Annotated in this window: 25 protein-coding genes, 1 tRNA gene and 1 riboswitch; of the genes, 11 read left to right on the top strand and 15 right to left on the bottom strand. The window is 52.4% G+C overall.

From position 1 onward, the window contains the following. Positions 1-36: 36 nt before the first annotated feature. The 7 genes from N5923_RS16715 to N5923_RS16685 all read right to left on the bottom strand — a co-directional run bounded on the left by N5923_RS16715 (position 37) and on the right by N5923_RS16685 (position 7,046). Positions 37-1,635, bottom strand: a complete 1,599-nt coding sequence (locus N5923_RS16715; RefSeq protein WP_267142601.1) for a lytic polysaccharide monooxygenase auxiliary activity family 9 protein — start codon at positions 1,633-1,635, stop codon at positions 37-39. Positions 1,636-1,755: 120 nt separating this feature from the next. After that, positions 1,756-2,715: a lytic polysaccharide monooxygenase gene (locus tag N5923_RS16710; RefSeq protein ID WP_267142600.1), complete on the bottom strand. Its 960-nt coding sequence runs from the start codon at positions 2,713-2,715 to the stop codon at positions 1,756-1,758. A 200-nt stretch (positions 2,716-2,915) separates the two neighbouring features. Continuing rightward, positions 2,916-3,896: a nucleoside hydrolase gene (locus N5923_RS16705; RefSeq protein WP_267142599.1), complete on the bottom strand. Its 981-nt coding sequence runs from the start codon at positions 3,894-3,896 to the stop codon at positions 2,916-2,918. Between the two features lie 383 nt (positions 3,897-4,279). Continuing rightward, a complete protein-coding gene (alsE, locus tag N5923_RS16700; protein WP_267142598.1) occupies positions 4,280-4,966 on the bottom strand; it encodes a D-allulose 6-phosphate 3-epimerase in 687 nt (228 codons plus the stop codon). A 45-nt stretch (positions 4,967-5,011) separates the two neighbouring features. Further along, a complete protein-coding gene (locus tag N5923_RS16695; protein ID WP_267142597.1) occupies positions 5,012-6,274 on the bottom strand; it encodes a PTS ascorbate transporter subunit IIC in 1,263 nt (420 codons plus the stop codon). A gap of 28 nt (positions 6,275-6,302) precedes the next feature. Then, on the bottom strand, positions 6,303-6,569 hold the full coding sequence (locus N5923_RS16690; RefSeq protein ID WP_026111566.1) for a PTS sugar transporter subunit IIB: 267 nt from the start codon (positions 6,567-6,569) through the stop codon (positions 6,303-6,305). A 33-nt stretch (positions 6,570-6,602) separates the two neighbouring features. Then, positions 6,603-7,046 (bottom strand): PTS sugar transporter subunit IIA, encoded by a 444-nt coding sequence (locus N5923_RS16685; protein WP_267142596.1) that lies wholly within the window; start codon positions 7,044-7,046, stop codon positions 6,603-6,605. 315 nt (positions 7,047-7,361) lie between these two features. On the opposite strand from N5923_RS16685, the gene N5923_RS16680 reads away from it, so the two are divergent. Both N5923_RS16680 and N5923_RS16675 read left to right on the top strand, forming a co-directional pair. Further along, positions 7,362-8,384, top strand: a complete 1,023-nt coding sequence (locus tag N5923_RS16680; RefSeq protein WP_267142595.1) for a LacI family DNA-binding transcriptional regulator — start codon at positions 7,362-7,364, stop codon at positions 8,382-8,384. 56 nt (positions 8,385-8,440) lie between these two features. Beyond that, a complete protein-coding gene (locus N5923_RS16675; protein ID WP_267142594.1) occupies positions 8,441-9,094 on the top strand; it encodes an epoxyqueuosine reductase QueH in 654 nt (217 codons plus the stop codon). A gap of 56 nt (positions 9,095-9,150) precedes the next feature. On the opposite strand, the gene N5923_RS16670 is transcribed toward N5923_RS16675, so the two are convergent. After that, a complete protein-coding gene (locus N5923_RS16670) occupies positions 9,151-9,405 on the bottom strand; it encodes a hypothetical protein (protein WP_267142593.1) in 255 nt (84 codons plus the stop codon). A 73-nt stretch (positions 9,406-9,478) separates the two neighbouring features. Continuing rightward, the gene (locus N5923_RS16665; protein WP_267142699.1) at positions 9,479-10,183 is read right to left on the bottom strand and encodes a phosphohydrolase; all 705 of its coding nucleotides are present in this window, start codon (positions 10,181-10,183) and stop codon (positions 9,479-9,481) included. Between the two features lie 692 nt (positions 10,184-10,875). Here N5923_RS16665 and N5923_RS16660 point away from each other — a divergent pair. From N5923_RS16660 to N5923_RS16650, 3 genes are all read left to right on the top strand, one after another. Continuing rightward, positions 10,876-11,538: an ASCH domain-containing protein gene (locus N5923_RS16660; RefSeq protein WP_267142592.1), complete on the top strand. Its 663-nt coding sequence runs from the start codon at positions 10,876-10,878 to the stop codon at positions 11,536-11,538. Positions 11,539-11,782: 244 nt separating this feature from the next. Continuing rightward, the gene (gene mtfA, locus N5923_RS16655; protein ID WP_267142591.1) at positions 11,783-12,577 is read left to right on the top strand and encodes a DgsA anti-repressor MtfA; all 795 of its coding nucleotides are present in this window, start codon (positions 11,783-11,785) and stop codon (positions 12,575-12,577) included. A gap of 100 nt (positions 12,578-12,677) precedes the next feature. Continuing rightward, positions 12,678-12,753, top strand: a tRNA-Asn gene (locus N5923_RS16650). Positions 12,754-12,810: 57 nt separating this feature from the next. Here N5923_RS16650 and N5923_RS16645 read toward each other — a convergent pair. The 5 genes from N5923_RS16645 to N5923_RS16625 form a co-directional block, all read right to left on the bottom strand. Beyond that, the gene (locus N5923_RS16645) at positions 12,811-13,695 is read right to left on the bottom strand and encodes a sugar phosphate isomerase/epimerase family protein (RefSeq protein ID WP_267142590.1); all 885 of its coding nucleotides are present in this window, start codon (positions 13,693-13,695) and stop codon (positions 12,811-12,813) included. 36 nt (positions 13,696-13,731) lie between these two features. Next, positions 13,732-14,697: an ABC transporter permease gene (locus N5923_RS16640; RefSeq protein ID WP_267142589.1), complete on the bottom strand. Its 966-nt coding sequence runs from the start codon at positions 14,695-14,697 to the stop codon at positions 13,732-13,734. Beyond that, entirely contained in the window at positions 14,684-16,192 is a 1,509-nt protein-coding gene (locus N5923_RS16635) for a sugar ABC transporter ATP-binding protein (protein WP_267142588.1), read from the bottom strand. The genes N5923_RS16640 and N5923_RS16635 overlap by 14 nt, the downstream gene beginning before the upstream one ends. Before the next feature lie 24 nt (positions 16,193-16,216). Next, positions 16,217-17,167 carry a substrate-binding domain-containing protein gene (locus N5923_RS16630; RefSeq protein WP_267142587.1) on the bottom strand — a complete coding sequence of 317 codons (951 nt, stop codon included), beginning with the start codon at positions 17,165-17,167 and terminating at the stop codon, positions 16,217-16,219. 184 nt (positions 17,168-17,351) lie between these two features. Further along, positions 17,352-17,903, bottom strand: coding sequence for an SIS domain-containing protein (locus N5923_RS16625; protein WP_267142586.1), 552 nt, complete (start codon positions 17,901-17,903; stop codon positions 17,352-17,354). 220 nt (positions 17,904-18,123) lie between these two features. Between N5923_RS16625 and rpiB the strand changes: the two genes are divergently transcribed. From rpiB to dhaL, 3 genes are read left to right on the top strand one after another with little or no spacing between them, the layout of a single operon-like run. After that, entirely contained in the window at positions 18,124-18,597 is a 474-nt protein-coding gene (rpiB, locus tag N5923_RS16620) for a ribose 5-phosphate isomerase B (protein WP_267142585.1), read from the top strand. Next, positions 18,584-19,585: a dihydroxyacetone kinase subunit DhaK gene (locus tag N5923_RS16615; RefSeq protein WP_267142584.1), complete on the top strand. Its 1,002-nt coding sequence runs from the start codon at positions 18,584-18,586 to the stop codon at positions 19,583-19,585. The genes rpiB and N5923_RS16615 overlap by 14 nt, the downstream gene beginning before the upstream one ends. A 2-nt stretch (positions 19,586-19,587) precedes the next feature. After that, positions 19,588-20,217 (top strand): dihydroxyacetone kinase subunit DhaL, encoded by a 630-nt coding sequence (gene dhaL, locus N5923_RS16610; protein ID WP_267142583.1) that lies wholly within the window; start codon positions 19,588-19,590, stop codon positions 20,215-20,217. A gap of 228 nt (positions 20,218-20,445) precedes the next feature. On the opposite strand, the gene N5923_RS16605 is transcribed toward dhaL, so the two are convergent. After that, entirely contained in the window at positions 20,446-21,072 is a 627-nt protein-coding gene (locus tag N5923_RS16605) for a hypothetical protein (protein WP_267142582.1), read from the bottom strand. A 189-nt stretch (positions 21,073-21,261) separates the two neighbouring features. Then, positions 21,262-21,364: riboswitch (TPP riboswitch) on the top strand. A gap of 115 nt (positions 21,365-21,479) precedes the next feature. On the opposite strand from N5923_RS16605, the gene N5923_RS16600 reads away from it, so the two are divergent. Genes N5923_RS16600 through N5923_RS16590 form a run of 3 tightly spaced genes read left to right on the top strand, consistent with a single transcriptional unit; the run spans position 21,480 to position 23,625 of the window. Further along, entirely contained in the window at positions 21,480-22,160 is a 681-nt protein-coding gene (locus N5923_RS16600) for a TenA family protein (RefSeq protein ID WP_267142581.1), read from the top strand. After that, positions 22,157-22,894, top strand: a complete 738-nt coding sequence (locus N5923_RS16595; RefSeq protein ID WP_267142580.1) for an ABC transporter ATP-binding protein — start codon at positions 22,157-22,159, stop codon at positions 22,892-22,894. Before N5923_RS16600 ends, N5923_RS16595 begins: the two co-directional genes overlap by 4 nt. Continuing rightward, a complete protein-coding gene (locus N5923_RS16590) occupies positions 22,891-23,625 on the top strand; it encodes an ABC transporter permease (protein ID WP_267142579.1) in 735 nt (244 codons plus the stop codon). Before N5923_RS16595 ends, N5923_RS16590 begins: the two co-directional genes overlap by 4 nt. Positions 23,626-23,631 lie beyond the last annotated feature (6 nt).

Genomic DNA, 23,631 nt, shown 5'->3' with positions numbered 1-23,631 from the left:
TACCTCCCCCGCTATCCTGATTAAGCCTGAAGCCGATCAGGGACAGGTGTTGGTTGCAGCATTTTTAGCACGCCATGCTCCCCACGCACCGCCGGTACCTGGTTCTTCCTGGCCCGGGTTCACATACCACTGGTTCTGCCAGACTTGCCCTTTGTAGCTCACGCTGGTGCATTTTAGCGGATAGCTGATCTTTGAATTATAAGCTTCCGCCTCAACTGGCACAGATACTGCCGGAACCGTGATGCTCTGCGTCAGCTCGCGCGACGGGCTGCCTGCACTGACCTTCACTTTCACTTGCAGATTCTGCGCCTGACTGGTTTTAGCCAGCGTAAATTGCTGCTGTGCTGCGCCCTGACTGCCGTTCTGGGCGCCGGATGGCAGTGTCCACTGGTAAACCGGGGTACTGGTTGGCACAGTATCTGCGGTCACGCCACCACTGAAGGTGACGCTGGCGCCATTATCCGCCGCGTTCATCGCCAGTTTCAGCGCGGCAATAAAGGCCTGGTCATTATTCTCAACGCCTGCCGTGATCTTCACCGCATGTGTGCTGGTCGCAGAACGTTGTCCTCTTTCGCTCCATGCGGTGACTTCTGCGCTATAGTCGCCAGCCGCCAGACCGGAGGCTATTACGCCCTGCTGGCTGATACCGCCGTTTACGACCTGACTTCCGCGCAACAGGCGCCATGTATAACTCTCATTAGCGAAGTTAGCTTTAGCCTGCAGTTGCAGCGGATTCGCAGCAGGCATGCTGTTGCCGCCAGTGATGCTGACAGCCGGTTTCACCACCGTCAGGGTAGCAATAGCCTCACCGGATTTTTGCTGGCCGTTGGTGGCGACCAGACGATATTTCGCGGATACGTTATAAACCTCTTTCGGCACCACAAATTCTACTGATGCGCCATTATGCTGATAATCTCGCAGATAAATGCGTTTATCACCTTCCACATACTCCCATTTCCAGTTCACATTGTTTTGATCGCTGGTGCCGGTGTACCGGTAACCCCATCCCCAATCGCCGGTGCCCACTACGCTCAGTGCGTTGTGATTTAATGTCACTTTTGGCGCCTGAATCACCTCTTCTGGCGGATTTTCACCATCAAACTTCACATCAACCATCTGGTAAAAAGCGTTGCCGGTATCACGTACGCGCCATACCGCATAGATTTTTTGCTCGCCGCTACGCTGAGGTACGTTACAGGTGTGGGTGGTATAGGCCACCGGCATGGATTGATCGAGAGCAGGAGTCGGCGAATACGCATAAATCTTATGGCAGAACGGCTTATCTTCAAACATCTCGCGGGTCAGCCTTTGACCGTAACCCGGTTTAGACTTCCAGTCTGGTTTAGTAATGTAATAGGTGAAGTAGGTGGTTCGGTGTTGCGCCTGGAGATGCCATTGGAATTGTTGCTCACCCGACTTCATCGGGCTCATCCGCCACGGATAGCCTTCATTATCCATTTGTGCACGACTGCCGTTGTTACCACTCGCCAGTTTACCATCGGCGGGAAATTCAAAACTATTTTCATACGCATTCTCGGCCGCCATCGTCCCACCCGCAGGTAATTTCGGCGCTTCAATTTCATTGGCGGGCCACGGCTTGGCATAAAATTGATATGAGCGACTCTCAGGGCTCATCATATAACCATGGGCGCTGGCCGTGACTGAATATCCTGCGCAAAGTGCTGACATTATCGCCAGAGGCAATAATTTTACTTTCATTGTATTCATATTAAATCTACCAAAATAAAAATCGAATTAATTAAAAGAAACTTCCGCATGAATTAACTGACTCTTTTCCCCGACAAAAATAGTGTTAATGCTTTCACTTTCAGGGACAATATCGCCATGCTCATTCAGCACACCGGCGCGGATATCTTTATATTTGTCATTAATCGCGCGGGCGAGATGATATGACCATGTCGTTTCTTCACCAGGTAAAATGGTCAGTCTGACTTCCATTTTCTCCAGTTCACCGTCGTGACTAAAGAAACGGGCGCGAATAACATCGCCAGCTTTAACAGTGACCAGGCCATGACTATCCGCACGATCGATTGTGGCGATCTCTTTTTTCCACGGCGTATTCAGCGCAAGACTCTTTTTAGCCGTGACATTAGCAATATCGACATCAACCACGTTATAGATGCTGCGACTGATACCATCAGCTTGCGGCGCAAGATCAGCAACAGCATAAATCACCTGATAGCCATCACGTTCAGGCAATTTACATTTATGCGCGACCGTGCCCTGCTGCTGTTGCGCATTACCCTTAATTTCACAGAATGGCGCGGCATCGAAACTTTCCCGCGTCAGCTGATGTTGTGCATTTAAGCTTTCGCGCCAGTTTGATTGCGTAATATAATATTTCCAGCTCACCACATTTGACGGTGAGGTAAGCTGCCAGCTGATATTGACTTCACCTTTATTAATCAGGGTCTTTTGCCAAAGCCCCTCATCTTCATTATTAAGTGACTGATAATCTTCAATGCCTCCAGATGGGATTTTGCCATCCTCAGGGAAACCGGATGCATGAGTTGCAGCAATGATATAATCGCTCGCATACAGCGATGCGTTATCACATGTTTTGTTTTCGCCCTTTTTGCAGAGAACATTACGTGCAGGTGGTTCTGAGACATAACCGGTGGCAAGGCACTGGCTCGCCCATATTAAACCAGGCAGCGCGAGTGGGATCATCACGGCAAGTGTTTTTTTACGCATAAATAACTCTTCCTGAAAAAAAATGTAGATTTCAATGCAATATGAAATCACATACCGAAATAATCAGAAATAAGGTTATTCTTCACCCGGTTAAGAATAAAGGAAGCAGAGGCGTATCGGGCAGGGACCAGCATAATAGCTGAGGGGATAATTCACCGGAGAATAATGCGGTATCGGGGCGAAATGCTCGCCCCGATCTGTTACGCCAGTATTGTCGAGACAATATTCTGCACCACCGCCTTACCGTCTATTCCGCTACAGACGCGCATATTCGCCGGTTGATCGCGTTGCGGCACCGTCTGCCCGAGCGTCAGCCTGCCCTGAGTCTCAACGGCAATCGCCATCTGCGTAAACTCACCGAGCGCCGGATCGGCAGCCACCGCAACCGCCAGTGGGTCATACAGCACACATCCCTCGGACCATTCAAACATCGGCGCATCAAGAAACGTGGCGCACACCTGTTTAAACATCGCCGCCAGTGGTGATGCAGTGGCATCGATATCTGCCACCGGCTCTTTTGCCAGCACCAGGCCGGTCGACGGGTTAGTCACGTCAAGGCCGACCATCGTCAGATCGACACCCGAACGAAATACAATATCCGCCGCCTGCGGGTCAAACCAGATATTACATTCCGCGACCGGGGTAATATTGCCGCGGCCATATTCGGCATTAAAACCCAGCGCGCCGCCCATAAACACAATCGAGTGCAATGCCGCGCAAATTTTTGGCTCTTTCACCATCGCCAGCGCAATATTGGTCTGCGCACCGATGGCGACAATCGTTACCTCCCCCGGATGCGCCAGCACGGTCTCTATAATAAAGTCGACGGCGTGCTGATGATTATGCGCATCCTCCAGCGCAGGCAGCGGGATAGAACCCGGCTTACCGCGTGCACCGGCATAAGCCTGTTGCAGCAACTCCGGCAGATCGCCGCCCATGCGCGTCGCCATACCGATCGCCACCGGAATATCACTTCTGCCAGCCGCGGCCAGCACCTGAGTGGCGCAACGCGCGCCCAAATCCGGCGGACAGTTGCCAAAAATAGTGGTGACGCCCAGCAACTCCAGGCGTGGATCTTTCACTGCCAGCATAATGGCGATCGGGTCATCCGCATCCGTGCCGGGAATGCCAATTGCCGGATCGGTATCGAGGATTATTTTTCGTCTAAAGTCTGCCGTCATCGGGTTTAACTCCACTTTTTATCAGGGCGCAGGATCACTGTTTTCAAAGGTTTAAAGTAAGGGGAATCGCGCCGATAAACCGTGAACTGGTCAGGAGTTTCGCAGCGGCAAAACGACAGGCAGATTTAATTAAGACTTTTCACTCACACTGGACTGAAGAATGCGGAAGATAATAAGAAAAGGTGATCTGATACACAAAATTAACGCCAGCCCGGCAGCAACGTCTGTCAGCAAGCCTGTTTTTCAACACCTGAGCAGTGGAATGCGATGACCGGTAATGACCGAATATGCGGTTATGACCGCAAGTGGAAAAAATTTTACCTGGATAATCAGCCCGCAGACGAAGAGTCGTCATGCGGGCCTGTGTCGTGGCGCAGTGAAAATTAACTGACTGCCCGGCCGGTTTCACGCTCGAAAATAGCGGCCATTTTATCCCATGCTAACGTAACATCGTCATCGAGATTAAATAACCCGGATGTACCGACAATAAACACATCCACACCGGAATTAGCCACCTGATTAAAGGTTTTCTCATTACAAGAACCATCAATCTCGGTCAGATAGTGCAGACCATTATCATCACGGTACTTCACCAGCTCAGCAATTTTATTCAGCGTTTCCGGGATAAATTTCTGTCCGGCAAAACCCGGATCAACCGACATAATCGTAATTTTATCCAGCAGGTGAATATACTCTTTAATCGATGCCACAGAAGTGGACGGATTAAGCACTACGCCAGCCTTTTTACCGGCATCATGGATTTCATTAATCAGACGGAAGATTTTATTATTTGCCGTCTCAGGATGAAAACTGATGTAATCAGCGCCAGCCTCCAGACACATCGGAATAATCTCTTCCGGTTTTTCCACCATCAGATGGACATCAATCGGAATAGTGCTGACTTTCTTCAGCTGCTCAATAAAGAACGGCGACAGGGTGATATTTTTAACATAGTGGCCATCCATAATATCCACATGAAAAAAACTTGCCCGGCTGTTTAATGCGGTAATTTGCTCACTGAATTTGGTTAAATCCATACACATCAGTGAGGGATTGAACATGGCGCTCATGACAGATTCCTTAGCTAATTAATTCAGACTTATCGTCAACAACGATTAATTGAAGATCTTGATCATATTGCCCAACACAATGCCCACCACACCGAAATCCGCATCGCCAAAGGTGGTCGAGGCAAAACCAAGGTCGCCCATCAGCGGTAACAGAATCGCGGGCAGGAAGGAGATAATCAGTCCGTGGACAAAAGAACCGATTACCGCACCACGACGTCCGCCGGTAGCATTACCGTAGACACCTGCCGTCGCGCCACAGAAGAAGTGTGGCACCAGGCCCGGCACAATCACGCTCAGGCCCACCAGCGGCAGGATAAACATGCTTAACAGACCGGCGCCAAAACTGCACAGGAAGCCGATAATCACCGCGTTTGGCGCAAACGGGAATACTGTCGGGCAGTCCAGCGCCGGTTTAGCGTCTTTGACTAATTTATCGGCAATCCCTTTAAATGCCGGTACGATTTCCGCAATAACCATACGGACACCGGCCAGAATGATATAGACGCCACCGGCAAAAGTAATCGCCTGAATCAGTGCAAATACCAGGTAGTTCTGCCCGCCACTGACCTGTGATTCGGTGTACGCTTTGCCGGAAACCAGCACTAACACCAGAAACAGAATGGTCATGGTCAGCGAAATTGCCACCGATGAATCACGCAGGAAGTTCAGTGACTTAGGAACGTTAAGTTCTTCCGTCGATGGACTGCCTTTCCCCACCAGCTTGCCGACCAGCGCCGAACACAGATAACCGGTTGAACCAAAATGTCCTAACGCCAGATCGTCGCTGCCGGTAATTTTACGGGTAAACGGCTGCAGAATAGCTGGCGCAATCACCATCATCGCACCGAGGATCAGCGAGCCAATCGCCACCAGCCAGAAGCCGGTCACACCGCCACTGGAGAGGATCACCGCCAGCATCGCCGACATATACAGCGTATGGTGACCGGTGAGGAAGATATACTTCAGCGGGGTGATACGCGCCAGCAGGATGTTGATCAGCATGCCGAACACCATAATCATCGCCGTAGCTGAACCATAGTTCTTCTGCGCCAGTGCGGCCATCGCATCGGTGTTTGGCACCACACCCTGAATATTAAATGAGTGCTCAAATAACTGACTGAAGGTGGTCAGGGTGGTCGCCACCAGCGCGGCACCGGCAATCAGAATAAGGAAGCCCATGATGGTTTTAGTGGTGCCGGAAACCACCTCCGAGAAGGACTTTTTCTGCAGCAACAAACCAATAAGCGAGAATAACCCCACCAGAATCGCCGGGGTGCCCAATACGTCCTGCATAATAAAACTAAGCATTATATACTCCGGTATTTAGCGAAAAAGCTCACAGATTTTCAGCGAGTATTTCTTTAATCTTATTATTATCGAGTAAGTTTTTCAGTCCAAATACCAGACGGCTGCCATCATCAAGCTGCGAGATGATATCCTGGGCGCCAATAAAGATATCGGCCTTTTCAGATTTCGCCGAGGTTAAATCGGTATGGGAAACTTCCGCTTCTTTACCTAATTCTTTAACGATTTTTTTGACATTCATCTCAACAATAAAGCTGCTGCCGAGACCATTACCACAGACGATAAGAATTTTTTTCACAGGAACCTCAGATTACAGGGGTTAACAGATCAATTAATATTTTGCGATTAAGGCATCAATCGCTGACTGATTATCAGCTTTTAACAGCGCGGCCAGATCCTCTTCATTACTGAACAGTTCGGCCAGCTGAGAAATTAATGACAGATGTTCTTCACCGCTAAGCGCACAGAGGAAAATAACCACATACACCGGATCATTTTCATCAGCAGCGAAACTGACACCCTGTTTAATATGCAACAGTGACAGTGCGGTTTTATAAGCCCCCTGCTCCGGCCGGGCATGCGGCATAGCCAGTCCGGGAGCCAGAACATAATAAGGCCCGGTCTCATGATGCGAGCGAATAATAGCGGCGATATACTTTTCACTGATAGCACCATCGATCAGTAAGGGTTCGGCGCTAAGCTTTATTGCCTGTTCCCAATCGGTGACCTGATCAATGATTTTAATTCTTTCTGGTGTAAGCCAATTAGATAACATCGCTGGTCTTCCCTTTTCTCCTGATGCTGTGCATGTTGACGAATTCAGCGGCTAAGATCCGTGACAACCCTCACAAAGTTAGCGCTAACATCGTTTTTTGTTAAAATATTTGTTAGCGCTAACACTTTTAATGTTTAATGACTGTGAGTAAGATTGAGAGGTTATTTCTCCAGGGATAAATAACTGCCCGGCCGTCCGGGAAAAATGCTATTTAAATCATCAGTTTTGTAACGCTATTATCCGGGCGAAATCACCCTATGTTATGCTATGGCGCATTTTGCAAAAATGACTGAATTTTGAAATACGGGAGTGTACATGGAAAGTAAGCGGCGGCCGGGAACCGGAAAAAGCACGCTCGCAGATGTGGCCAAACTTGTCGGTGTCAGTGCGATGACGGTTTCCCGTGCATTAAGAGCGCCGGAAAAGGTGTCGGATCAGCTGCGCGAGAAGATCCAGCAGGTCATCGCCGACCTGGGTTATGTACCCAATCTGGCGGCCAGCGCACTGGCGTCCGCCTCCTCCCGCCTGATTACCCTGGTGGTGCCTTCCCTGAAAACGCCAGGCTGTGCGACGATTTTTCACACCCTGCAGCAGGTATTACTGCCCGAAGGCTATAATATTTTACTTTCCGAAGCCGACAACTCTAATGCCAGCGGCAGCGACCTGATCGAGACCCTGCTGGCTTATAACCCGGCGGCGATTGTGCAGTACAACTTCGATAACTCACCTGGCGCGCAGAAAATCCTGCTTAATGCCGGTATCCCGGTAGTGGAGATTGGCGGCCTTAACAAAACCCCCATCGGCATCAGTGTCGGCTGTGATTATGCCAGCGCGATTAAAATGCTGGTCACTGAGATGGTGCAACAGGAATACCGGAATATCGGCTTACTCTGCTCCCATGATGAGCAAAATATCTTTCAGCAGATGCTGAGCGGCTGGAATACCTCAATGCTGGCGGTAAATCGTTCACCGCACCGGGTGGTCAGCACCCCGCTGCCACCCACCTTTACTACCGGACACAGCCTGTTGCCGGAAATATTACTCACCTGGCCGGAGCTGGATCTGTTGATCTGCACCGCTGATGATGTGGCCTGCGGCGCGATTTTAGCCTGTCACAGTATCGGGGTTGCAGTACCGAAACAGCTGGCGATCGCCGGTATCGGCGGCAGCGAGCTATCGGCCATCTGCTCGCCAGCCTTAACCACCGTGGCGGTGGCTTACAAAGAGATGGCCACTATCGCCGCCGAACATTTATTGTCGTTGTTAAAAGGTAAAGCGGTGGCAGACGTCAGCGCCACGCCTTCCCGTTTAATCCAACGCGCCAGCACCTGGCAGTGACATTTACGGCTCAGACTTCTAAACTTGCCCTGTTTTAGTTTAAGGAGCCTGACAAAATGAGCGTAACACCTCGTACCCCGCTAACGCTGCCTGATGGCGCCAACAAACTGCTGCTGCACTCCTGCTGCGCGCCCTGCTCGGGTGAAGTGATGGAAGCGATCCAGGCTTCCGGCATTGATTACACTATCTTTTTCTACAACCCCAATATCCATCCGCAGAAAGAGTATCTGCTGCGTAAAGAGGAGAATATCCGCTTTGCCGAGCAACACGGCGTGCCTTTTGTCGATGCCGACTACGATACGGATAACTGGTTTGAACGCGCCAAAGGCATGGAGTGGGAGCCGGAGCGTGGCGTGCGCTGCACGATGTGCTTTGATATGCGTTTTGAACGCACCGCGCTCTATGCCTGGGAACACGGTTTTTCCGCGATCTCCAGCTCGCTGGGTATCTCCCGCTGGAAAAACATGCAACAGATTAACGACTGCGGACAACGCGCCGCCGCGCCCTACCCTGATATGGTTTACTGGGACTATAACTGGCGCAAGCAGGGTGGCTCCTCGCGGATGATTGAGATCAGCAAACGCGAACGCTTTTATCAGCAGGAGTATTGCGGCTGTGTCTACTCGTTGCGTGACAGCAACCTGCATCGCAAATCGCAGGGACGTCCGCTGATTAAACTGGGTGTGCTCTATTACGGTGATGAAGAGTAAACGCGGCAGGAAAGATAAAGGCCACCGGTGGTGGCCTGAGAATCACATGATTAAGCTTATTTTTTCTTTTTCTGCTTTTTCAGTAAAGCGCGAATCTGTTTTAATTCGCTGTTGCTTAACTGGACAGAGGTTTCTTCAGCTTCTGCAGTATGCTGGCTGTCAATGGCCGGGTGATCAGGGGCAAGCAAACTACTTTGCAGCCGCTGGCTGACTTCCTGACTGACGGAGACTTGATTTTCCAGCGCCAGGTTTTTTAAAATCTCTTTCAGCGCGGGGTCGATCTTAATCGTTAAGCTAACGTTGCCGGTCATATCTGATTCTCCTGATGATATTCCTCAACACCGTAGCCTGGCCTGCCGTTGTTTAATAGCCTGTCACAAAAATTTAATATTTCAGCGCGTCCGGGGTGAAATCGCGTAATACCGACTGATCCAGCTCACAAAGCTCGCCCTGCAACTCCGCACATAATTTGGCGACAAACGTCACCAGAAAATGCGAGTTATGCTGCGCCAGCCGCTTGCCTTCTGCGGTTTGCATCGTATCGGGCAGCGTAAACAGTTTTTTCTGGAAATGATCCAGCGTCCAGCGGCTGTCATCCAGCTCGCGCTGTATACCTAAAGGATCGTTGCTGTCGAATAACGGACGTCCCAGCGCGCCCGAGGTATAGAATACCCGCGCCAGCCCTATCGCCCCCAGAGATTCCAGCCGATCCGCATCCTGCACAATTTTTGCTTCCAGCGTCTGTGGCGCCACACCAGCGCTAAAACTGTGCGCATGAACCGCGTGGGTGACCGCATCAATCAGGGTCGCCGGGAAATCAGGAAATTCATTCTGCAAAATACGTCGCGTTTCCACTGCCGCCTGACTGGAGGCGAGATGGCGATCGGGGTGATTTTTCGGCAGATTGACCACGTCATGGAAGTAACAGGCCGCCAGCACCACCAGCGGATTCGCATCGCTGTCGCGCATTATACGTTGTGCGGTTTGCCAGACACGTTTCATATGCGCAACATCATGCGCTTTATCATCCTGGGGCCAGCTCTGGTGCAGCCAGTGTTCAAATCGTGATTGCCAGGTTTCGAGGGACATTGATGACATAGACTTCTCCCTGTGTGCTTTTATGACCTTTACAGTCGTTTACACTGAACTGCCGGTCGGGCGCACAGTCAGCTTATTCTGCTGCCCGTAATCCGTTTATAGTCGATGACTGATGATACTTTTATGACATGTATTGAACGCGTTATGCAAGCGATGAAACTAAACCCACCAAAATGAGATCCCCATCAAATTATACCAGCGCATAATGCTATCCGACCGTTGAGGAAATCAAATCAGCCTGTGACCCATCAGATACCGCAGCTTATGAAAGGGAAAAAACATTAGAATAAATTACGATGATATGAGATAAGTCTTAAAGCACACTGCCTGATATTATCTTCGGCAAATTGAGCAGAGTTAAGTAATGGATAAACTCAAATAATCAGTCTTAAGTGATTCCCATACAGCAATTATTGCCATAATATTTTATTAATATCAGTAAGCTATACACCCGATCTTCAGCCCGGCAGGTTGACAGTTCAGTGCCAGCTATTGCCGCAGTTCAGGGTTATCTTTACAACCACTGTAAAGATGTCTGTTCCCGGCAGTATTTGATTAGCTGCTCTCATCATTAGTTGCTCAATACCAGGGTCTGTTGCAAAAAGTGATGTCAGGATTGGTTGAACTGCCGATAACTACTGTAATGAACGGGAATTCCAATAATGAGTACAACGAGGTAATTCATGAAAGAGCGGCCGATTCTTTTTTCTGACCAACGAGTTCGCGCTCTGTTAACAGGCCAGCAGACACAAACACGCCGGATTATGAAATCGCTGGCGTTCACGCCTGGCCAGGATAATCACGAAGGTTGCTACGGTTTTGACGTTATCAGTAACCAGATACGCGGGCGTCATGTGATGGAGATGTCTGACCTGAGTTATCAGTGTCCGTTCGGGCAACCTGGCGACCGGCTCTGGGTACGCGAAACCTGGCGCGGACCGGTGGTGCCCAAAGAGCAGATGGCCGATTATGCCAGATCGCCTGACGTTTATCGCAACACCCGCTATTGCCACTATCGCGCCGACAGCAGTGAGCTGGGATCATCGCTGGATGATGATCATGAACAATCCGGCTGGCAAACCGCTATTCATATGCCGCGCTGGGCCAGCCGTATTAATCTGCAGATCAGCGGCGTGCGGGCGCAGAAAATCCAGGAGATCAGCGACGACGATATTATGGCGGAAGGGGTGCAAACCGACTCGCACTTTCTTAACAACTTTTTCACCATGAAAAACGACTCGGTGGCGCCAAAAGAAGCCTATATGAAAGCCTGGGAAAAACAGTATGGCGGCACCAGCTGGGAAGTGAATCCCTGGGTGTGGGTGATCGAGTTTACCCGTATTTAACACCGGTGCGCCAACACGATTATGGCTGCTTTTCGCTTATATTGCGGTGCTAATCACAGACATTTATAACAGTAAGTGGTTGAATAATCGCATTGAATTCCGCATCTTGCACAAACGGGATGCTGCGCCCCATCGCCATGCTTATTGGTTATCTCTGCTGCTGACCGTGATAATTATTGCGGTCAGGCCCGGGCTGCGGCATGTTAGTAACAGCTGCAGGCGGGCAACCACAGTGAGCAGAATAATGATTAAATGGCCGTGGAAAGCAAATACCGAAGAATCCGTTGCGTCACTCCCCTGGCAGCAAGCGCTGGCGGTGCCGATCTTCGCGCCACTCTCGCCGGCAGATAAACAGGCGCTACAACAGCTGGCCGGACGTTTTCTGCAGCAAAAGCGCCTGGTTCCACTGCAAAACTTCGAACTTGAACCGCTCAGCATAGCCCGTATTGCCCTGCTGTTCTGCCTGCCAGTATTAAAGCTGGGACTGGAGTGGCTGGATGGCTTTTATGAAGTGATGATCTATCCCGGCCCTTTTGTGGTTGACGATGAGTGGCAGGATGATTTTGGCCTGGTGCACAGCGAACGCATGGTGCAATCCGGCCAGAGCTGGCAGCAGGGACCGATTGTACTGAACTGGCTTGATATTCAGGACTCTTTCGATCTCTCCGGCTTTAACCTGGTTGTGCATGAAGTGGCGCATAAACTGGATGCGCGCGGCAGCGGCCACGCCAATGGTATCCCGTCGATTGCGTTGCGTGATGTTGCCGGCTGGGAACAGGATATCCGCATCGCGATGGAACACATTCAGGAAGAGATCGATCTGGTGGGCGAGAACGCCGCCACTATTGATGCTTACGCTGCCAGCGATCCGGCAGAGTGTTTTGCGGTGTTATCAGAGTATTTTTTCAGCGCGCCGGAATTACTGCATGAACGTTTCCCGTCTCTCTATCTGCGCTTCTCGCGCTTTTATGCGCAGGATCCGTTAAAACGCGTCGAAAACTGGCAACAGCGGCGTGATAATGACGCAGCTGTTCATTAAGCGATCGTCTTGCTGAAAACGCAGCCAGTTGAAAGCTAAATGTTTTTTAGCTGTTGACAGTCTGACGGCCACTCGCTAATATTCGCCCCGTTCCAACGATTCCTCTGTAGTTCAGTCGGTAGAACGGCGGACTGTTAATCCGTATGTCACTGGTTCGAGTCCAGTCAGAGGAGCCATATTAGAGAAGCCCGCTCAGGGAAACCTGAGCGGGCTTTTTGCTTTTATGCTGCCGGTCAGCCAGCACTCTTCAGCAGCTGAATCCCCTGCTGCATATCCTGCAACACAAACGCATCGGTCTGCTCAAACGGATAGATCATCTCCAGCAGATAAGTTTGATCGGTTAACTGGTTATCACGCCAGAATGCGCTCAGCCGTTGCGGGGTGACAATCCCCGGCTGGGTAAAACTCCAGTGGCGATCGAGCAGGCCATCGGTTTGCTGGATATGGTAAGCGGCAATATAGTCGCCACATTGCGCTATCCAGTGCTCCATATTGGCGTGCTCGCCGAAAATCGGCGTAAACAGCGCATGACCCCAGTCCACCAGCAGCCGCACCGGCACATCGGTTTCGCCATCCAGATCGGTCATCAGACGTAGCGCATCCTCCGCAGAGGACGGAAACTCGGTAGTAAGCGGCACCGGCTCAATCAGCAGCGTCGACAGACCACGAATTTTGGCATAACGGGCAACATCCACCAGCGATTGCAACGCCCGCTGATAAATCTCCTCACGCCTTGCCACATCCAGCGCATCCTGCGCCGAATATGAACCCAACGGCATTCCTGTTGCCGCCACTTCCATTTCGGCGGTCATATCAATTGCGCGCCTGAGATGCTCCTTGCCGAGATCACGCAGGGTGGCGCTGGGCGCCAGCAAATGGTTGTAACAATAGGAAGCCAGCCCGCCGAAGGTGCTCTCTACGGTTATACCGGCGGCACGAAAGGCATCAGCATACTCGCGCGCAACTGCGTTACGTTCGCGGGCTGGCCACCAGGGATCAACTAAATCCCAGGTAAACTGCACACGATCGATCGCCAAATCCTGGCTGACGACTTTTGCCAGTTGCTCGCCGCCCAGCCAGCGTTTGATGGCAAACGAGAGATTTAATCCGAGTTTCATCTGTACCTCCGCGTAAATGCACGCCACCACGGCGTATCACTCTTCTTTACGGATATAACGCCGCGAAATGGCATCGAATGAAATGGCGACCACCACCAGCACACCGCTGACAATGCCCTGCCAGTATGGCGATACGCCAAACAGCACGATAATATTTTCGATAATGCCGATAATGGTCGCGCCGATAATCGCGCCAAACGGTGATCCGACGCCGCCGGTGGTGGCGACACCGCCAATCACCGAAGCGGCAATCGGCGGCAGCACCCAGCTTTCACCGATCGAGGGCTGGGCGGTGCCGAGGCGCGCCACCATCAAAATGCCGGCCAGCGCGGCGAGAAATCCGGCGCAGGTAAACACCAGTATCCTCACCCGATCAACCTTAATTCCCAGCATACGTGCCGCCGCACCGTTATTGCCGATGGCATACATATAGCGTCCAAACGGCGTCCTGAGGGTGACAAAGCTGGCAATCGCCAGCACCGCCAGCATGATGACAAAGGGCACCGGCAGAGCCAGAATATCGCCGCGGCCAAAATACTGCAGGCCGGGCGGAATACCGGTGATAGCAACGCCCCGGGTCAGCACCAGATTGGCGCCGCCAAAAATACCGGCAGTACCGATGGTCAGCACCAGCGAATGCAGCCGTAGTTTGGTCACCAGCAGGCCATTTATAAAACCGAGCGCAGCGCCAAGCGACAATGCCATTAAACAGGCGATAGCCGGATGAATACCGATATTCACCATCAGCATCCCCGCGGTAACGCCGCATAAGCCGCCAATCATGCCGAGAGAGAGATCCAGTTCGCCGAGGATCAGCAGCATAGATTGCCCGACGGTAATCAGGCCGATAAACGCGAGGGTGCGCGCCACCACCGACATATTGTAAGGCGAGAGAAAGTAAGGTGAAGCGAATGACGACAGGATAAAAATAATCACCAGCGCCACCAGCACCCCGGCCAGCGGACTGGTCGCCAGAATGGCGAAACGGCTACGCCGCATCATGATTCACCGGGGCAAAAATCGCTCTGACCAGCGTCTCGGTATCGGTGGTGGCAGTCGGGAAATCACCGGTAATCGCGCCGTTATGCAGGGTGATGATACGGTTGGCGCATTTATATAGCTCCTCCAGCTCCGACGACACCAGGATAATACCGACGCCGTCTTCGCACAGTGAGCGCATGATTTTGTAGATTTCCACTTTGGTCATCACATCAATCCCTTTGGTCGGCTCATCAAAAATCAGCACCTCTGGTCGGGTGGCCATTGCACGTCCGATAATGGTTTTCTGCTGATTACCACCGGAAAGAAAGGTAATGCGGGTTTCAATATTCGAGGTTTTTACCTCGTAGGCTTTTATCACTTTTCTCACCAGTGATTTCTCTTTACCGGCAGCGATGCCTGACCATGACAGGGTCTGTTTAATCACGGCAATACCGATATTTTCACGTACGCTCAGCAGCGGCAAAATACCGTGGAGCTTGCGTTCTTCCGACAGATAAAGCATGCCGTTTTTCACCGAATAAGGCGGACTGCCCAGCTTCCACGGCTGACCATTCACCGTCACGCGACCGCCGCTCGCGGGCAGATAGCCAAATAAAGTCTGCATCACTTCACTGCGTCCGGCGCCAACCAGTCCGGCAAAGCCCAAAATTTCACCGCGTTTCAGCGTAAAAGAGATAGCGTTAAAGCGCCGTCCGCTAAGCTGCTCAACGCGGATAATCGTCGCCGCCTTATCCGGCTGCGGCGCAGCGATCGGACGAAAATGCGCGTTAATTTTCATATCCGTGCCGGACATCGCTTTAATCAGTCCGGCTTCGCTGGTCTCGTTGATCCTGCCGCTTTCGATGATTTCACCATTGCGCAACACGGTATAATCGTCGCCAATGGCAAACAGCTCATCCAGTTTATGCGAGATAAACAGGATGGCGAGATTGCGCGCCTTAAAATCCGCGATAACCCGGAACACCCGTTCCACTTCGGTGCGGGTTAGCGAAGAAGTGGGTTCATCGAGGATCAGCACCTTCATCTGCTTATTGGTCGATGCACGGGCGATTTGCAGTAACTGCTGATCGGATATCGAGATATTGCGCACCCGCTCCTCCGCACGCGCCTCAATCGAGAATGTATCAAGATAGCGCTGTGCCTCACGGTTGATCGCCTGAAAGTTGATATAACGGCCGCTGAACCCCGAACGGTTATAGGGAATAAACAGATTCTCCGCCACGCTCATGTGTGGAAACAGACTCAGTTCCTGCGGAACATAAGCGACAGCGTTAAACAGCGCGCGCCTGGCCAGCGGATCTTCGCCGTCAATCCTGATAGCGCCACGGCTTGGGCTGTCAGTGCCGGTCAGCAGCTTTACCAGCGTTGATTTCCCCGCGCCATTCTCTCCGGCAAGGATATGCACCCGGCCGGATGCAAATGCCAGGTTAATGTTATTCAGCGCCGTTACTCCCGGAAAGTCACGGCCAAGGTTTTCAACTTCAAGGATCGCCATATTGTGCTCTCCGGGGCTGCGCGCTTATTGCCCGACATTACTCTTATTGATAATCGCAATACCGGTATCGATATATTTCGGCGTGGGGATCCCCATCGCCTGCTGCCACATCGCCATCACCGCCCAGTAGCCCTGCATTTCCGGTCTGGTCGACGAGGAGCTGTCAGCAACGCCGTCGCGGATCAGCTGCAGCATTTCCGGCAAATCATCGAGGCCGACCATAATCACCTTACTGGCTTTATTCGCCTCTTTGATCGCCTGGCCAATACCGACAGGACCGGCGGCATCGCAGGCCACCCAGCCTTTAAGATTGGGATGGGCCTGCATTATCGCGGCAGCCTGTTTTTGCGCGGTTTCAATATCGTCGTTATCGATGCCGGTAGCGACTACTTTGATACCAGGGGACTGAGCAAAAGTGTCCTGATGGCATTTGGCGCGGATCGCATGGTTAGGCGCACTGGGAACCCCCATCATAATCGCCACTTCGCCCTGCCCTTTTAACAATTCAACCAGACGTCGTGAGGCGATTTTCGCCTGCTCACAAAAGTCATTGCCGATGCTGGTCAGGTTCATATCAGCAGGCGGCACCGAGTCAAAAATCGTCACCGGAATCTTCTGACTTACCGCTTCCTCCAGCGAAGCGCGGTTGCCCTTTTCATCCAGCAGATCGATGGCGATACCGTCAGGGCGGGTGGCAATGGAACTCTCCAGAATCTGATTCTGGATCACCACATCAGCCTGCTGCGGCGCACTGTACACAATCTGCACTTCAGAGCCGGTCTGCGCTTTAATCACCGCAGCCGCCTGTTTAGCGCCGTTATTAACTTTGTCAAACCACGGATGAACCACTTTGGGAACAATCACAAAGCGGTAGCTCTCTTTCTTGTTAAGACCGGGCTGCTCGTCCTGTGAAAAAGCCACAAGCGGTAATAACAGAGCGGCAGCGGCGATAATACCCACAGTCATTTTATTCATCATTCACTCCATATTAACCCGATATTTTGCACAGGGCATTACAGGGCCAGTGATTAATTGAATAATAAATATCTTTATCTCTTAGTTTAGTTTTCGCATTTTGGCCGAGTTTAATCTGCGTCCAGGCTCACATAAATATCGCGCGAATTTGCCGGTTCGATTAACCAACACGTTATTAATCTCTTTATTCAAGATTGGTATGATTAGCGGACATCAGCGCAGGGGAAATCGCCAGCGCTTGCTGTAACTGCACAATTATATTTTCGCACAGCAGGAATAACGCCCCTTCATATAACGAACCTAACGGCAATACCGAACTCGTCGCGCCCTCTGCGTCGGCCATGGTTTGCGCTGGCAGCGTAATAATGCGGTCGGCTTTTAATGCACTGACGCCTGCGGGCTGGGCAGTGATACACAGCGTCGCCGCCCCGGCCTGCCGGGCCGTGATTAACAGCGCATCGACGGTAGAAAACCAGCCCGGACCCGCCGAAACAATCAGCAAATCCCCCGGTCCCAGCGGCGGCGTGGTCATCTCACCGACCACCGATGCACGCAGCCCCAGATGGTAAAGGCGCATGGCGAATCCCTTAATCTGCAACCCTTCGCGGCCAACGCCATACAGGCTGATGCGCCGCGCTTGTTGAATCAGATCCAGCCCCTGCTGCACCGTATTTTCATTTAAATTATCCAGCACCACAGCCAGTTCCCGCAGCGCCTGTTGATACACAATCTTCATGGCTGACCTCTTAATTAAATAAACCGTTTATTACTGCGGTGGCAGATTAACTTCAGATAAAGATTAATACGCCTGTTATTGCCTCTGATAATGCGAGTCAGGTATCAGAACGTTTAATTACAGCGATAAATCGCTGTGTTATGCGAAGCCCCTCAAACTTTCACAGCGGCAAATTACTTATAAACGTCCATTTACTGCGGCGCGTTAAGCTGGAGGAGCTATGTTGCCTGTTGCGATCGGCAGCGATGATGCTGCGACAGAATTAAAAGATACCCTGATGGTGTTCCTGCGGAATAAAGGCGTGGAAGTAAAAGACTATAGCGATACGGCAGAGTTATATCCGGATATTGCCGTGCATCTGGCGCAGCAAATTATCAATGGCACGCATCAGCGTGGCATTCTGTTATGCGGTACCGGTATCGGTATGTCGATATCCGCCAATAAAGTGCCGGGTATCCGTGCCGCCCTGTGCCACGATAATTACTCCGCCGAACGGGCACGCAAAAGCAACGATGCGCAAATCATTACGCTCGGCGCGCGGGTGATCGGCCCGGAACTGGCAAAAAGTATTCTCAGCGCCTGGCTGGCATCCGAGTTTGAAGCGGGTGCTTCGGCAGCAAAAGTGGCGCGTATTCAGTATTACGACCATCAGTTCCATCAGCCGGCTGCGGGAGCCGATAATGAGAAAACCTAAAAAATTACTTAATCATCCCGCCGATGTTTGCCAGCAACAGCTGGAAGGACTGATTGCCGCCAGCCACGGCGATATGCAAAAAATCGCCGGGATCAGCGCGGTGGTGCGTAAAGATTTAAACCATGGGCAAGTGCTGATCGTGACCGGTGGTGGCAGCGGGCATGAACCGATGTTCGCCGGTTATGTCGGCGACGGGCTGGCGGATGCCGCGGTACTGGGTGAGATTTTCACTTCCCCTGCGCCTGACGCCATTATGGCGACGGTAAAGCACACGCGGCCCGGTAAAGGGGTACTTTTTATCTACGGTAACTATGCGGGCGATAATATGAATTTTGCTATTGCCGCCGAACTGCTTGAGGAAGACGGTATTACCAGCCGCAGCGTGCGGGTTAATGACGATATTGCCTCGGCTCCCGCCGATCGTCAGCAAGACCGCCGTGGCGTGGCCGGAGATATGATGGTGCTGAAAATTGCCGGTGCCGCTGCGCGTCTGGGACTGGCGCTGGAAGAGGTCTGGCGGCTGGCGGAAAAAGCCCGCCAGCACACCCGCAGCATTGGCGTGGCATTATCGCCCTGCTCACTGCCGCAAACCGGCAAGTTTACTTTTACTCTCGCGCAGGATGAGTTTGAGCTGGGTATCGGCGTTCACGGTGAGCCGGGCGTACGGCGTCAGAAAATGGTCCCTGCCGACCAGCTGGTCAGCGAGCTGGTGGAAAGCCTCTGCGAAGATCTGGCGCTGACAGCTGGCGATGAAATTTGTCTGCTAATCAATAACCTCGGCGCAGCCACATTCAGCGAACTGCTGATCGCCAGTCGTAAAGTCCATCAGTTGCTGGCACAACGCACAGTCGTTGTCCACGACACGCTAATCGGCAGCTACTGCACCTCACAGGAGATGTCCGGCTATTCGATTACATTTTTCCGTCTGGATAAGCCACTGAAAGCGCTGTATGACGCCCCCTGCCATAGTTTTGCCTGGAGGAAATAAGCATGAATGCCAGCGAGCTGTCGCGCCTGCTACGATCTGTCGCCCGCCGTATGATTGCCAGCGAAGCACAACTGACGCAGCTGGACAGAGCTACAGGCGACGGCGACCATGGCGTGGGTATGGAACGCGGTTTTAGCGCCGTGGAAATATTGCTGTCGCAGGAAACTGGCGATGATATCGGCATCCTGCTAACCGATGTGGGCAGCACACTGATGTCCAGCATGGGCGGCGCATCAGGGGCAGTTTTCGGCACTCTGTTTCGTGCGGGTGGTAAAAGTCTGCACGGCGAAATGGTGCTGACGACGCCACTGCTGGCGCGTTTTCTTAAGAATGGGCTGGAGGCGGTAAGCCAGCGTGGCGGCGCTAAACCCGGAGATAAAACCGTGGTCGATGCGCTGGCGGCGGCAGCGGATGCGGCGCAGTCGCTAATAGCCGAACCTCTGTGTGACGCGCTGCCGAAAATCGCACAGGCGGCAAGAGCCGGCAGCGAACAGACCCGCCAGATGGTGGCGGCGTTTGGCCGTGCAAAAGCCCTTGGCGAACGCGCCATCGGCCATCTGGATCCCGGCGCGGCCTCAATGTCGCTGATTCTGACGTTTATGGCGGAAGGGATTAAACGGCAGGAGGAGTAAAGGTATATCTGAGCACGGTTTACCGCCTCGCCAGCAGATTCAGGGCAAGGCAGTGGAAGAAATTATATAATAACCAACCTCTTATGGTTGCCGTGAGGTCTGTTTTGAAAGGCCTCAAGGTCACGCTGTAAAACCAACTCGTCGCTAGCTGAGCGCCCTCGTGGAAGAGGCATTTTGCCAGACTCAGCTAGTAGCGCGCGAATACGCTGAGCGTCCTCAATATCTTTATCAGTTAGTGTGAACATAATTATTCTCCTGGTCTTTATTTGGCTCGCCCTTTAAAAAAGAGATTGCAACATCACCATTTAAATTATAAGCATTTAACAAATGCGGAGCAAGCGGTCTCCCGGTACATGCCAGCACCTCACACATTGAATTAAAAACACGGTCAAAATCTTCGGTTAAATCCAGAATCAATGTCTCCACTTTATAAAGTTTTTTTTGTTGATATACATCGCTGGCGAATAATAAAACTTCGCCAGATATTGGATCAACAAGGCGTGGTTTATGGTAGACAATACAAAGGTTTGACCCGGCTGTTACCCTTACATGCGCAAAACGAGTGTGGTAAGTAAAATAACTAAACAGGTAAGCAGCAGCGCTGATAGCAAATCCACTAAAAACCAGATCAACTTTGATATTTTTCTCGCCAGCCTCATTTATGGCAGCGATAAAATCCCGCATAACATTAATATATCCACCATTGTGAGCGTAAATAGTGATTTTTAATATGACAGATTGATTTTTCTCAATATTTTTGACGAAAGTTTTTAGCCTTATAAGCTCCCGGTCATACCTGCGAAATTGCCATGAAAAAAGAAACTTCTCCTCTCTTAGCGCAACACTCCCTGTCATCGGTTCTCTCCATCGCCGTCTGAAGTTGCGCTATTATCAACCAGCACCAGTTGCGATAATATTTTATTTACCATAATTTTCATTAAGTTAAAGCAACTCGTTACAATACGATCTGCGAGGCAAATCGCAATTAGCGCCTTGCTGCTATCCCCGCAGCCATTGAAATCAAAAAGTGAATACCGTATAAATATCTGCTCCGAGGGGTGTCCTGTAATGGACTGAGATGGCGTAAGCCGGACCCTTTGAACCTGATCTGGGTCATGCCAGCGAAGGGACGGGCTGGTAGTCTGCATTTGCCATTCACCTTATCGCACCCGGATCTCCACGTACTTTTTTGGAGGTCACATGTTTAGCATCACCCTTAAAAATTCTGCTGCATCCTTGCCGGTTACTCTGCGAGGCGCCCTGTGACGACCATTGATTTCGGCCAGGGTCTCTACGGGCGTTTACGTCAGCAGGCGGGCGCCGACTGGCAGGCCTATGTTAATCACTCCTTTATCCAGCAGCTGGGGGCCGGAACGCTGGCGGAAAGCGCTTTTCGCCGCTATCTGACCCAGGATTACCTGTTCCTGATCCACTTCGCCCGCGCGTACGCCCTGCTGGTGTACAAAATGCGCACCCTGCCGGAGATCCGCGCCGCCGCCGCCTCGCTGCAGGCAATTGTTGCGGAGCTGCCACTGCATGTCGGTTATTGCGCCAGCTGGGGACTTAGCGAATCGCAGATGACCAGCGAAGCCGAAGCCATGGAAACGATCAACTACACGCGCTATGTGCTGGATATTGGCCAGTCGGGGGATGCACTCGATCTGCTGGCGGCACTGCTGCCCTGCGTGGCGGGTTATGCGGAGATTGGCCTGCACCTGCTTAATAACCCGGCAACGGTAATCGACGGCAATCCTTATGCGCCCTGGATCAATAACTATGGCGACATGCAATATCTGCATGGCGTGCAGGCAGCAATCGATCTGCTGGAACGTGTCGGCCATCAGCGCGGCGCTGAGAGCCGGTTTGATGCGCTGGCGGAAATCTTTACCACCGCCACCCGACTGGAAGCGGCGTTCTGGCAAATGGGATTGAATGCGCAATGAACCGCTTTTCACCCCCCGGCATCCAGGTTGAAGATTTAACCCTGCGTTATGGCTCCCGTACCCTGTTCGAACGGCTTAATTTCACCATCGAAGGCGGCAGTTTTGTAGCGCTGCTCGGCGCCAGCGGCGTCGGTAAAAGCAGTTTACTGAAGGTTATCGCCGGGCTGGCGCGGCAGAACGCAGGTCGGGTTACCGGCAGCGACGGTCTGCCGATTGCCGGACGTATCGCCTGGATGGGACAAAATGATCTGCTGTATCCGTGGCTGACGGTGCTGGAAAATATCACTCTCGGCGCGCGCCTGCGTGGCGAAAAAGCCGATCGCGCCTGGGCGTTGCATCTGCTGGAACGCGTTGGACTCAGCGCTCAGGGCAATGCGCGACCGGCGACGCTCTCCGGCGGTATGCGCCAGCGCGCCGCTATTGCGCGCACCCTGTATGAGCGCCAGCCCATTGTGTTAATGGATGAGCCCTTCTCGGCGCTTGATGCCATTACCCGCGCGATGATCCAGGAACTGGCGGCTGAGCTGCTGGCCAGCCATACCGTGCTGCTGATAACTCACGATCCGCTGGAAGCCTGCCGCCTCAGCCATCGCCTGCTGGTGCTCAGCGGTCAGCCAGCGCAGATCACCGACAGCCTGACGATTGCCGGTCAGCCGCCACGTGCGCCAGACGATCAGCATCTGCTGCACAGTCAGGGAGAATTGCTACAGCAACTGGTGAGGGCGGCAGGATGAAGGGGCTGACGGTATTCAGCGGTTTTGTCCTGTTATGGTGGCTGATCACGCTGAGCGGTATTCCGGCATTTCTGCTGCCGTCGCCGGCGGCGGTTGCAGAAGCGTTATGGCATAGCCGGTCGGTGCTGGCCTGGCACAGCCTGATCACCGCCAGCGAAATGCTCAGCGGCCTGGTATTGGGCGTCCTGCTTGGCGCACTGCTGGCGCTGGCAATGATCGCCTCTCCACGGCTGCAACGCTGGCTGATGCCGGTGGTGGTCACCAGCCAGGCGATTCCGGTATTTGCGCTGGCGCCGCTGCTGGTGCTGTGGTTTGGCTTCGGTATCAGCGCCAAAGTGGCGATGGCGGTACTGGTGATCTTCTTCCCGGTGGCATCCAGCTTTTTCGACGGACTGCGCCGGGTCAGCAACGACTATCTCGATCTGGCGCGCACCATGGGCGCCTCGCCGTGGGCGCAGCTGCGTCATGTACGGCTGATGGCGGCACTACCGGCATTTGGCTCCGGGCTACGTATGGCCGCGGCGGTCGCACCGATCGGCGCGATTATCGGTGAATGGGTCGGCTCGGCGGAGGGTCTGGGCTATCTGATGCTGAACGCCAACGCCCGCATGCAAACCGATCTCTGCTTTGCCGCGCTGTTTATTCTGGTGCTGATGACGCTGTTGCTATGGAAAAGCGTCGATGCCCTGCTGCGCCGCCTGATTAACTGGGCGCCAGGAGCACCCTCATAATCGTAA

Origin of the sequence: Winslowiella arboricola, from assembly GCF_025527015.1 — a bacterium.
Classification (GTDB): domain Bacteria; phylum Pseudomonadota; class Gammaproteobacteria; order Enterobacterales; family Enterobacteriaceae; genus Erwinia; species Erwinia arboricola.
Note: the sequence above shows the minus strand (reverse complement) of the source record. Positions and strands in the feature narration are given on the sequence as shown.